Raw genomic sequence first — 11,712 nt, 5'->3', positions numbered from 1 at the left:
CATCGCCGGCGCGCCAGACCGCCGTCTTCCACATCAATGAATCAATCCCGTCGTCCCGCACGGAGGCCTGCCATGCCGGCTGCCCGAGTTCTCGTGGTCTATTTTTCCCGCTCCGGCACCACGGCGCGTCTTGCGTCCATGCTTGCCGGCATGCTGCACGCAGACCTCGAAGCGATTCGCGAAAGCGGTGCTGACCCGGATGCGGAGCGTAACGGTGCACGTAAGGGTGCACGCGGCTATCTGCGCTCGCTCATTGAAGCGGTGCGGCAGCGGCCCGCCGCCATCGAGCCGCCCGTGCACGATCCGGCCGCCTACGACGTCGTGATCGTCGGCTCGCCCGTCTGGGCGCGCAGCGTGAGTTCGCCGGTGCGCGCGTGGCTCGTGGCGCACCGCGCGTCGCTGAAGCACGTGGCGTTCTTCTGCAGCCTGGGCGGCAGCGGCGCGGCGAACGCGCTCGACCAGATGCGTGTACTCGCGGGCAAGCCGCCCGTCGCGCAGTGCGAAGTGACGGCAAGCGACCTGCATGCCGGCAAAGACCTACGGCTGATCGCGGAATTCGCCCAGCGCATCGGCCAGCGCCTGACCGTGCTCGACACGGTCGAATGGACCTTGTGACGAACTGAGGAGAACGCTCATGAAAGTCGAGGAATGCCACAGCGAGGGGACGGTTCACATCCCCATGTCGTGCAACCTTCAGGAAGCAGCCACACAGATGCGCGCGCAGCACGTGGGCGCGCTCATCGTGACCGACCCGGCGGGCGATCGCATCGTGGGCATCGTGACGGATCGCGACATCGTGATCGAGTCCGTTGCCAAAGGCACATCGCCTACGGACACGCTCGTGGGCGAGGTGATGACGCCGCGCGTCGCGACGATCGACGAAAAGGCCGACCTTGCCGACGCGATGCAGACCATGGCGAGCCAGGGCGTGCGGCGGCTCGCGGTGACGCGCGAGGGCGCGAGCATCGTGGGCGTGCTGTCGCTCGACGACGTGGTGGAAGCGCTGGGCCGCGACTGGACGCTGCTTGCCAGCATCGTGCGCCACGAGCAGAACCGCGAGCGCACGGCGAGCGTGCAAACGCCGTTGCCGATGTGAGTGCCGCCTGTGAACCTGTTTATGTGAACGCTATTTCTGCGCCCTGAAGAAAGACCCGCTCCGGCGGGTCGTTTTTTGCCGGCGCCCGCTCATGCGTTCGCGCCTGTATCGCTTTCTGCTTTTTGCGCTGCTCTTTGCCGTGACCCCCAACCCGTTTCCGATCCGAGCCACGCACGCATCATGCAAAAAACCGAAGCCGTCGACGCCATGGGGCAGCGCAGTCTGTTGCTGCCCGCGTGGATCCAGCAGGCCCTCGCCGCCAACGAGCGCCTGAAGCTCTATCTGAGCGTGTTGCAGGCCGCGGCCTCGCACGCGGATCATCCCGAGCGCGAGGCGCTCGATTTCTCGGCCGAAATGGCCGCGGCGCAAACCGACGCAGCATGGCTGCGTAATCTGCCGGCCACCGCCTCGCGCGTGGACGACGCGTTGCTGCTGCCCGAACTGCCGCGCCTCGTGAAACGGCTGGCCGAAGAACTCGCGACAATGGCGCGCCCGCTGATCGAGACCGAGCCGGACCGCGAAAGCGCAGCGAACGCGTTCCGCGCGCGCGTCGCGCACTGGAGCGCATGGCTCGGCGCGCTGGAGGGCGACCAGCTCACCACGGCCCAATTGCATGCGCTCACAAGCGGCGAACGTAGGGGAGAGCGCGACAGCCAGCACGGCGGCCCACACCACAACCCGCACGACAGCCAGCAGGACAGCGAAGACAGCCTGCACCTGCTCGTCATGGACCTGCACCGCCAGCTCAACCAGCTGGCCGCAGCGCTCGCGACCGAAGACGTCGATGGCGCGCACGTCTGGCAGGTGCTGCCCGACGACAAGCTGCGCATTGCCGCGTTCATGCGCGGCCTGAACCGCACGGCGCCGCTGCGCTTCGACCACCCCGGCCTCGGCACCGCGGCCACGCGCGACGGCACGCGGCTGCTGCTGCAAAACGACATCGGCGAAAACGACGTGCACGTGCTCGTCGTGCAGGTGGAGGGCCGCACCGTCACGCTGCGCTATTCGGACCTGCATCGCGTGCGCTTCGAGTTCTTCCAGTCGTTGTTGCAGCCGTACGGGGCGCGCTGGGGCAATCTCGAATCGAAGATCGAGGCACGTTTGAACGAGGGCGACGCGTTCACCTTCGGCACCGCCTGGTTCGAATGCGCCGACGACGCCGCGCTCGACGCCACGCTCGAAGGCATCGGTTCGCGCATCGTGTTCTTGATCGACTGGAATCGCGCGCGCAAGCGGCTCTTGCCGTTCGTCGGCAAGGCCGGCGCGATCGCGGTGCTCAAAGAGGCCGCGCGGCTCGACGCAGGGCACATGGCGTGGCTCAAATGCGGCGGCGAAGCGCTCGTGTACGCAGCCATGCAGGACGTGGGGCAGGGCGCGTTCCGCACGTTTCGCATCGGCGACCGGCTCGACACCGTGCTGGGCGACGAAGACGCGCAGGCGTTTCTCGTCGAAGTGCTGCGGCTCGCGAGCGCGGCGCTGCTTGCGGGGCAGCCCGCTGCGCTCGTGGCCGACGAAACGCGTCTTTTGCTCGCGCGCAGCGTGCGGCATCGCAGCGAGGAGTTCGAGCTGCTCGAAGAGCACGCGGCGTATTGCCATGCGTTGGCACAGGCCGTGAGCGACGGGCTGGAACACGACGTGATGCAGCCGGTGGCCGGCGGTGCGGGCGCTGGCTCGTCATCTGCGCCGGCCAGCGCCGCGCAGGACCTCGCCGCGCGCGCGAAGCGCTGGGAGCGTCAGGCCGACCACCTCGTCATGCGCGCCCGCGAAGAAGCGCAGCGTCAGCCGCGCTGGCAGCCCTTTGCGCGCGTGGCCGAACTTTCCGACGACATCGCCGACGCCCTCGAAGAAGCGGCGTTCCTGATGAGCCTGATTGCAGACGGCCACCAGCAAGGCTTTACGGGCGACGTGCGCGAGACGCTGTTGCAACTGGCGCGCACGGTGCTTTCGGCCATGCAGGAGCACATCAAGGCGCTCGCCATTGCGCGCGACCTCGGCGCCGGCGCGGACATGACCGACAGCGACGCCTTTCTCGCCGCTACCTGGAACGTGCTGCGTTCGGAGCGGCAATGCGACGAACTGCTGCGCCACGCTCGACGCGCGATGCTCGCAAGCCTGCGCGACGCGCCCGCGCTGATGCTCGCCAACGATCTGGCGCAGGCACTGGAACTCGCGTCGGACCGCTTGCTCGCCGCGGGCTATGCCTTGCGCGACGTCGTGTTCGGACAAACCGGAGAGCGCCGATGAGCGTGCAGACAATCATGCAAACCGCAGCACAGACCGTCGCGGTCGCGGATGAACGCACGGGCAACGGCAACGGCAACGGCAACGGCCAGTGGCCCGAGGACGTGCATCTGATTGGCTGCGGCGGGCCGCAACGTGGCGGCTTGAAAGCCGCGGGCCATGCACGCGCGCAACTGGGCGACGAACGCGCCGCGGCCCTTCGCACACCCGGGCACACCGACACCGCGCTCGTCGCGCAGATCGGTTTCAAGGCTTATGGTCTTTCGCGCATGGCGGCGCTCGGCTTGCCGGTGCCGCCGGCCTTCGTGCTGGGCACGCGCTATTGCAGCGACGACAACGCCCGCCGTCGCGCCGTCGAACGCGCGGTGTGGGGGCCGCCGCTGCAACAAGTGGAACAAGCCTGCGGCCAACGTTTCGGCGACCCGCGTAGGCCGCTTCTCGTTGCCGTGCGCTCGGGCGCGCCGGTTTCGATGCCGGGCATGCTCGACACGCTGCTCGATATCGGCCTGTGCGATGCCACGGTGCCGGGCTTCCTGCGGCAGACCGGCAATCCGCGGCTGGTGTGGGACACCTACCGCAGGCTGGTGGCGAGCTACGGCGAGTTGATCGACGGTATTTCGCCCCAGGTTTTCGCCGACGAATACGCCGCGCTCGCCAACGTGGCAGGAATGGCCGGCGGCAGCAGCGACGAACGCGACGCCTTGGACTTCGCGCAGTTGCGCCAGCTCACGCGGCGGTATCTCGCCGCTTACGAGCGCGCGGCGGGTCGTCCGTTTCCGCAGGCGCCCGAGGCGCAACTGGCCGGCGCCATCGGCGCCGTGCTGGCGAGCTGGCAGTCGGAGAAGGCCGCCGCGTTCCGGCGCCAGTGCGCAATCAGCGAGGACGTGGGCACCGCCGTCACCGTGCAGGCGATGGTGTTCGGCAACGGAGGCGGGCGTTCGGGCGCGGGCGTCGGTTTCACGCGCGACCCGTCCACCGGCGAGCGGGCGCCCTGGGTGGATTTCCTCTTCAACGCGCAGGGCGAAGACGTGGTGTCGGGGCGCCGCGAAGCGTTCGGCCACGATGAACTGGCGCGCGTGATGCCGGCCGTATGGGACGCGCTGCGCGAAGCGGCGAGCCGGCTCGAACAGGCGTTCGGCGACATGCAGGACTTCGAGTTCACCGTGCAGGACGGGCGCCTCTTCCTGCTGCAGACGCGCAGCGGCAAGCGCACGCCGCAAGCGGCGGCGCAGATCGCGCTGGATCTGCTCGACGAAGGCCTGATCGACGCAGGCACCGCGCGCGAGCGTACCGCGGCGATCGCGGAGTCTGCTCTCGCGCACACGCGCGTGGTGTCGGCGTGCAACGCAGGGCGCCATGCAGAGGGTGACGATGCGGGCGGCGCGCAGCCGCTCGGGCCGCTGGTGCCACTCGTGCCGCTGGTACCGCTAGCCCGCGCGGCAAGCGCGACAAGCGGCGTGGCCACGGGCGAGATCGCGCTCGACGAACCCTCGGCGCGCGAGCGGCACGCCGCGGGGCGTCCCGTGATTCTCGTGCGACGCGACGCGGACACGCACGACCTCGTCGCCTTGCAGGCCGCGGCGGGGCTGCTGACGCGCCGCGGTGCCCGCACCTCGCACGCCGCGGTGGTCGCGCGGCAACTCAGCAAAGTTTGCCTGACCGGTTGCGAGGCGCTCCAGATCGACGACGCGGCCCACACGGTGCAGATCGGCGGCCGCACGTTCAATGAAGGCGACACGCTGACGCTGGACGGCAACGAAGGCGCGATCTACGCCGGCGAGACGCGCACGGTAACGGAACCGCTGACGGAACTGAGGGCGCGGTTGGCGCGGCTGCGGTCGGCGTGAACGGGGTTCAGGCCGGACGACTGTTCTGTAGGCACGCGCCTACACGCCGTGCCTCGCGATTACGTGAATTTCCGCCGGCGCTGATTTAAGCCTTGGCCGTTGCTGCCGATACTGTAGTCATGGACGCGCACGCGACGGGGATGTCCCGATTCCCCGCCGCGAAGGCACGAATGAAGGAGCGGACCATGAACGGCAATGCACTCTCCCTGCGCGCACTGGCGAACAAGTGGGTAGCGTCCACGGCTCACTCGGCCCACGTGACGCACGGCAGGCTGAGCGCGAGCCGGCGCCGCTACGTCTGCGTCGAGTACGGTTCGCAGAAGGGCCGGCTCGCCATCCTGTTCTTCCGTCACGACGACGGCTCGTGGAACGTCTTTCCGCCCACGAGCGACCTGCTCGCGACACGTTGCGCACCAACACACGCTTTGGCCGCCTAACCGGGAGCCCGCCATGAACGCGATTACCCGACACCTCAGACGCGCCCGCCGCGACAGCCGGACGTTCCGTTTCGCCATGCCGCGTGGGGCGGGCACGTCGTCCTGCCGCCGTCTGCGGCTCACCGGTTTTTCGCACGGCGCGCTCTGCCTGCTCGGCGCGCCGCCTGCGCGCCAGGCTTCGCGATGAGTTTTCTTCTCGCCCGCTCGATTGCGATGGCCTTGCGGCGCGGCGTCGCGATGCCTCACGCGTGGCCAATGCGCGTGATGCACCTCGGGCACCTGAGGCCCCTGACGCTGGCTGCCGCGCTGGCGAGCCTCACCGCCTGCGCCAGTAACGCGGACGTCACCGCGTTGCGCCGCAACGAAATCCAGTTGCAGCAGGCGCGCGCCCAGGCGTCGGTGACCTGTGCGAGCGAGGCGCAATGCAATGCCGCCTGGCAGCTCACCCAGGACTACATTGCGAGTCACTCGGTAACGGACGTGACGCGTGCCGACGCCAACGTGATCGAGACCGCGCAGCCGCACGGTTTCGGCAAGGTGTGGCTCGCTGCGTCGAAAGCCCCTGCGGATGGCGGCGGCTCGCTCATTCGCCTCAAGGCGATGTGCGACGGCATGTATCGCAGCGACGGCACGCCGGGATGGTTTTATCAAACCTGCTCGGATGCGATCCGGCGCATCGACGAAGGGTTTCGCAGTTTTGTGGAAGCGGGCTTGAAGCAGAAATAACGCGCCTCAAGCGCACGAACTAAAGGTCCGCCCAGAACTGCTCCAGCATCGGATGCACTTCTTCCCGCCAGCGCGGGCCGAGAAACAGGTCGTAGTGGTCCGCGCCCGCAATCGTGCGCTGCATGCGCCGCGCTGCGGGTATCGCGGTGCACAGCGCCGCAGCCGCGTGCGTTTGTCCCGCGCCTACGATGTCGTCGCGGTCGCCCTCCACCGTGCAGAGCGCCGTCGACGTCAACGCCCCCAGCGCGACGCGACGCCCCGCGACGTGCCAGGTGCCGTGCGGCAACAACCGTTCCTGAAAGATCACGCGAATCGTGTCGAGGAAATAGCGCTCGGTCATGTCGAGCACGGACGCGTACTCGCTCAATTCGCGCAGCCTGCGCGTCATTGCGACCAGATCGCCGGTCATGCAACTCGCCCAGTAATGCGCCTGCAACTCGAGGTAACGGTGCGGATGCGCGGCCACGAGCGCGGCGTGCTGGATGAAGCCCGGATACACGCGCCGCCCTTTGCCCGCATACGGCGGCGGCACGACGTCGATGACATGGCGCTTGAACCAGTCGATCTCGTGATCGTGCGCGAAGCGGTCGATGGGCGTGGGGTGCAGGCTCGCATCGATGGGGCCGCCCATGAGCGTCACGCTCAACGGCGCAAAACCGTTGCCCGCCTGCGCATCCGCGGCGATCAGCGCCACGGCGGCGAGCGCGGGCACGGTGGCCTGGCACACCGAGAGCACATGGACGGCGCCCGCCGCGCGAATGAAGCGTTCGAGCGTGAGCACATAGTCGTCGAGCCCGAACGGACCGGCTTCGGCGGGCACGTCGCGCGCGTTGGCCCAGTCGGGCACGTAGACGTCGTGCTGTTCCAGCAGCGTTTCCACTGTTTCGCGCAGCATGACCGCATGGTGGCCGGCGAGCGGCGGGCAGAGAAACACGGCGGGCGAGCCGGACGCTGCGCGCGGCGCTTCGGCTGTGGCGTGGCGGGGGACGGCAGGGGCGGCAGCAGAGGAGGCAGCGTTGGCCGTGTCGTCGCGGGCGGCGGAAGCGGTGTCAGGATCAACCGCATCGGACGCCACGCGACGGAAGCGGCGCAGCGTGCAGAACGGCACGCGCGCCACCACGTCCTCGACGACAGCGACCGGCGTGCCGTCCACCATCACGTGTTCGATGCCGAAAGGCGGCGGCTCGGGTGACGTGTAGCCCACGGCGGTGAGCCAGTCGATGCCTTCTGAAGCGTCCGTCGGCTCGGCTGGTGGTGCGTCGTGCAGCGTATCCGACGGTGCGCGCGAAGCGCTTCCTGCACCCGATGCGCCGCATGGCTCTCGTTGCGCGTTCGCATTTCGCGATGTGCGCGAGGGTGGTTGTGCCCACGGCTGCATCGTGCGTGCCATACCTCGCTGGGCCTCAAGCCACGCGTACCACATCCTGTCTCCCGTCAGTCCCTAGAACGCCACCTGGAGCACGTAATCGAAGGCGAGCACGCCGGCCGACACCAGGAGGCCCAACGTGAGATTGCCGAGCCGGTGTTCCAGGTCCGGATGCCGGCCCAGCCAGGTCCACGCGAGGAACGCGGCCTGCACGGCAAGCTGGATCGCGAAGGCCGTGAGCATCAGCAGATACTCGTAGCCCATTTCCTTGAAGGCGGCGAAGTGAAAACCCTGCATCGCGATCCATTCGCCCACACGATATATCTCGTAGAGCACGAAGAGAACCGGAAAGACGTAGCTGACGATATAGGTCGGAATCGTCGCGTGGCGCAGTTCCAGATGGAAGGGGTGAGCGATTTGCATGACAGTCTCCTCACAGGGCGCCGAAGCGGCACCCCTGTCAGATTAGAGCTTAGATAGCGCGCTAAGGTCCGGCTTGATGCGTATCAAGCCGCGCATTGGGCAGAGCGGACTGAAGGGACAGAAAGAACGGAAGGGACAGAAGAAGGCCGTAGCACCAGAAGGGCCGTTGATACCGAACACCGCAACGTGGCTTTTGATCGCACTGTCTCGCGCGATCGCCCTTCGTCGCGCGGCAACGTGCCTGCGATAGACTCGAACCGATCGTCTGCGGGTGCCGGCGCGTGGTTTGCGACGGTGCTTGCCCCGGCAAGGCGACAACAGCGACATCGGTTACGAAAGAGATACCGCTGCCGGCATCCGACCCGCGGACTCCATGCAAGAGGAACGAGCAAATGAAAGACGCATATGAACGACGCGCGCTGCTGCTTCATCTGGGCAGCGTGCTGCATGCCGCGAGCCAGATCGCGCAACGCAAACCCGGCGCAGTGTCCGCAAGCCATTGGCGTACCGCAGGCGACCTCGCGCAAGCGCTGCCCTGGCTCGAACATCTCTCGCCGCGCATCAGCGGTCCCGAGTTCGTGACGCGCGCATTGCAGGCGTTCCGCACGTGGCCCGAAGCGCTGCTCGCGCTGCCGCTCGATCACGCGAAGCTGGCTGAGCCGGTGCGCGAGCATCTGTTCGCGGGCAATCCGCGCGGATGGCAAGCCTATGTCTCGACGCTGCGCGCCGACGTGCCGTGGTTCGGCGAGGGCATAGGCGCTGAAACGTCGGGCGAATCGGGATCCGCGGCGCAAACACTCGATGAAGCGGATACGGGTGAGCGCGAAGACGAAGCCAACGAAGCCCCCGACAGCGGCGAAACCGAAGCCGCCGACGACGGCGCGGGCGGCGTGGAAGGCGCGGGCGGCGCGGGGTCGAAACGCGAAAGCATGGAAGGGACCGGTGAAGATGGCCAGAACGTGGAGCGCCAAAGCCCGGAAGGGCAGGCTCCGATCTATCCCTCCTGGCCGTGGAAGCCGGGCGTCTGAGGTGAATGAGGAGGCGAGGTCGCGGGCACCCGCAGCGCGCCCCGACCTTTGATCCCCGTCAAGCCCCGACCCGCCTGCAATGGCACGCTTGTCTGCACATTCGTAAGACAGGAGCGCGCCATGGCCACGCATACCACGCAGGTCGTCTGGTTCGAAGATCTGCGGCGCAGCGACGTACCGACCGTAGGCGGCAAGAACGCATCGCTTGGCGAAATGGTGGCTACGCTCGCCCCAAGCGGCGTGAAGGTGCCGCCGGGTTTTGCGACCACCGCCGGCGCGTACTGGCATTTCGTCGAGGCGAACGGCCTGCGGCAGACGCTTGCCGTCACGCTGCGCGAACTCGCCGAAGGCAAGCTCACCCTTGCGGAGGCGGGCGACGCCATTCGCCGTGCGATTTTGCGCGGCGAATGGCCCCAGCAAACCGCCGATGCCATTCGCGCCGGCTACCGCGCACTGTGTGCGCGAGCCCATCGTGACGATCTCGACGTCGCCGTGCGCTCCAGCGCCACCGCCGAAGACCTGCCCGACGCCAGCTTCGCGGGCCAGCAGGAAACCTACCTCAACATCCGCGGCGAACGGGCGCTGCTCGACGCGTGCCGTCGCTGCTACGCGTCGCTGTTTACGGACCGCGCCATCGCCTATCGCGAGGCCAAAGGGTTCGACCATCTGAAGGTGGCGCTCTCGGTGGGTATCCAGCAGATGGTGCGCTCGGACGTGGGCGGCGCGGGCGTGATGTTCTCCATCGACACCGAAACCGGCTTCGACAAGGTCGTGCTCATCAACGCCGCGTGGGGCCTTGGCGAAAACGTCGTGCAGGGGGCGGTGGACCCGGACGAATACGAGGTGTTCAAGCCGCTGCTGGAAGACGAGGCGCACATGCCGATCATCGGCAAGAAGCGCGGCGAGAAGGCCCAGAAGATGATCTACGCGAAGGCCGATACTTCTTCCCCGCTCGCCACGGCGCCCACCAAAAACGTGCCGGCGTCGAAGGCCGAGCGTGCCGCGTTCGTGCTGACCGACAGTGAAATTCTCACGCTCTCGCGCTGGGCCTGCATCATCGAAGGTCACTACGGCCAGCCGATGGATATCGAATGGGCCAAAGACGGCCTGACGGGCGAGATGTTCATCGTCCAGGCGCGGCCGGAGACGGTGCAATCGCGGCGCGAGGCGAGCGCCGTGAAGACCTACCGCATCACGCAGGCGGGGCGCAAGCTGGTGGCGGGCGTGAGCATCGGCGAAGCGGTGGCGGCAGGCACGGTGTGCGTGATCGAGAGCCCGCGCGACATCGACCGCTTCGTGGACGGCGCCGTGCTCGTCACCGAGACCACCGACCCCGATTGGGTGCCCATCATGCGCCGCGCGGCGGCCATCATCACCGACCACGGCGGACGCACCTCGCACGCGGCCATCGTGAGCCGCGAGCTGGGCTTGCCGGCCATTGTCGGCACGGGCAACGCCACGCATCTGCTGCACGACGAGCAGGAAGTGACGGTCTCGTGCGCCGAAGGCAGCGACGGCTTCGTCTACGAAGGCATCGCGCAATACGAAGTCGAGGAGATCGACTTCAGCAGCATTCCCGCTACGCAGACGAAGATCATGCTGAACCTCGCGAATCCCGCCGCGGCGTTCCGCTGGTGGCGCATTCCGGCCGACGGCGTGGGCCTCGCGCGCATGGAGTTCGTCGTGAGCAACCACATCAAGATTCATCCGATGGCGCTTGCGCGCTACGACACGCTCACGGACGAAGCCGCGAAAGCCACCATCGCGGCGCTCACCGAAGGCTACGAAGACAAGACCGAATACTTCGTGGAGCGCCTCGCGCGCGGGCTCGGGCGCATCGCGGCGGCGCATTATCCGCGGCCCGTCATCGTGCGCATGAGCGACTTCAAGACCAACGAATACGCGCATTTGATCGGCGGCGCCGAGTTCGAGCCCGCCGAAGAAAACCCGATGCTCGGTTTTCGCGGCGCGTCGCGCTATTACTCGCCGCGCTACCGCGACGGCTTCGCGCTGGAGTGCCGTGCCATCGAGCGGCTGCGCAACGAAATGGGCTTTTCCAACGTGATCGTGATGATCCCGTTTTGCCGCTCCACCAAAGAGGCGGACCGCGTGTTGCAGGTGATGGCCGAAAACGGACTCAAGCGCGGCCAGGACGGCTTGCAGGTCTACGTGATGTGCGAGATTCCGTCGAACGTGATTCTCGCGAAGGCCTTCGCTCAACGCTTCGACGGCTTTTCGATCGGCAGCAACGACCTGACGCAGCTCACGCTCGGCGTGGATCGCGATTCGGCGGACCTGGCCGGCCTCTTCGACGAGCAGGACGAAGCGGTGAAGTGGATGATCGGCAGCGTCATCGCGCAGGCGCACGAGGCCGGCGCGAAGGTGGGGCTCTGCGGCCAGGCGCCCAGCGACCACCCCGAGTTCGCGGAATTCCTCGTAGCCTGCGGCATCGATTCGATTTCCGTGAGTCCGGACAGCTTCATCGCCGTGAAGCGCCGCGTGGCGGCCGCTGAATCGGCTGCTTCAAAGAAAACCACTCAATGACGCG

Annotated in this window: 10 protein-coding genes; 8 read left to right on the top strand and 2 right to left on the bottom strand. The window is 67.5% G+C overall.

Annotated elements, in window-relative coordinates; all coding sequences use genetic code 11:
* Positions 1-72: 72 nt before the first annotated feature.
* The 6 genes from P2869_RS24475 to P2869_RS24450 all read left to right on the top strand — a co-directional run bounded on the left by P2869_RS24475 (position 73) and on the right by P2869_RS24450 (position 6,347).
* Positions 73-615, top strand: a complete 543-nt coding sequence (locus P2869_RS24475) for a flavodoxin (RefSeq protein ID WP_277598201.1) — start codon at positions 73-75, stop codon at positions 613-615.
* 19 nt (positions 616-634) lie between these two features.
* Positions 635-1,096 (top strand): CBS domain-containing protein, encoded by a 462-nt coding sequence (locus tag P2869_RS24470; protein WP_277598200.1) that lies wholly within the window; start codon positions 635-637, stop codon positions 1,094-1,096.
* Between the two features lie 180 nt (positions 1,097-1,276).
* Positions 1,277-3,340, top strand: a complete 2,064-nt coding sequence (locus tag P2869_RS24465) for a phosphate transport regulator (protein WP_277598199.1) — start codon at positions 1,277-1,279, stop codon at positions 3,338-3,340.
* Positions 3,337-5,184 carry a PEP/pyruvate-binding domain-containing protein gene (locus P2869_RS24460; RefSeq protein WP_277598198.1) on the top strand — a complete coding sequence of 616 codons (1,848 nt, stop codon included), beginning with the start codon at positions 3,337-3,339 and terminating at the stop codon, positions 5,182-5,184. Before P2869_RS24465 ends, P2869_RS24460 begins: the two co-directional genes overlap by 4 nt.
* Before the next feature lie 185 nt (positions 5,185-5,369).
* Positions 5,370-5,621 carry a hypothetical protein gene (locus tag P2869_RS24455; RefSeq protein ID WP_017775770.1) on the top strand — a complete coding sequence of 84 codons (252 nt, stop codon included), beginning with the start codon at positions 5,370-5,372 and terminating at the stop codon, positions 5,619-5,621.
* Positions 5,622-5,804: 183 nt separating this feature from the next.
* Positions 5,805-6,347: a hypothetical protein gene (locus P2869_RS24450; protein ID WP_277598197.1), complete on the top strand. Its 543-nt coding sequence runs from the start codon at positions 5,805-5,807 to the stop codon at positions 6,345-6,347.
* A 19-nt stretch (positions 6,348-6,366) separates the two neighbouring features.
* Here the strand turns inward: P2869_RS24450 and phaZ are convergent, their stop codons facing one another.
* Together phaZ and P2869_RS24440 are read right to left on the bottom strand one after the other, a co-directional pair.
* A complete protein-coding gene (gene phaZ, locus P2869_RS24445; RefSeq protein WP_277598196.1) occupies positions 6,367-7,737 on the bottom strand; it encodes a polyhydroxyalkanoate depolymerase in 1,371 nt (456 codons plus the stop codon).
* Positions 7,738-7,788: 51 nt separating this feature from the next.
* Positions 7,789-8,136 carry a hypothetical protein gene (locus P2869_RS24440; RefSeq protein WP_017775774.1) on the bottom strand — a complete coding sequence of 116 codons (348 nt, stop codon included), beginning with the start codon at positions 8,134-8,136 and terminating at the stop codon, positions 7,789-7,791.
* A 392-nt stretch (positions 8,137-8,528) separates the two neighbouring features.
* On the opposite strand from P2869_RS24440, the gene P2869_RS24435 reads away from it, so the two are divergent.
* Positions 8,529-9,164 carry a hypothetical protein gene (locus P2869_RS24435; RefSeq protein WP_277598195.1) on the top strand — a complete coding sequence of 212 codons (636 nt, stop codon included), beginning with the start codon at positions 8,529-8,531 and terminating at the stop codon, positions 9,162-9,164.
* A 120-nt stretch (positions 9,165-9,284) separates the two neighbouring features.
* Complete coding sequence (gene ppsA / locus P2869_RS24430; protein ID WP_277598194.1) at positions 9,285-11,708, top strand: phosphoenolpyruvate synthase; 2,424 nt, start codon at positions 9,285-9,287, stop codon at positions 11,706-11,708.
* The last annotated feature ends 4 nt before the right edge of the window (positions 11,709-11,712 follow it).

The organism is Paraburkholderia sp. SUR17 (assembly GCF_029536165.1).
Classification (GTDB): domain Bacteria; phylum Pseudomonadota; class Gammaproteobacteria; order Burkholderiales; family Burkholderiaceae; genus Paraburkholderia; species Paraburkholderia kururiensis.
The sequence above is the reverse complement of the archived record's forward strand: the minus strand, read 5'-3'. Positions and strand labels throughout refer to the sequence as shown.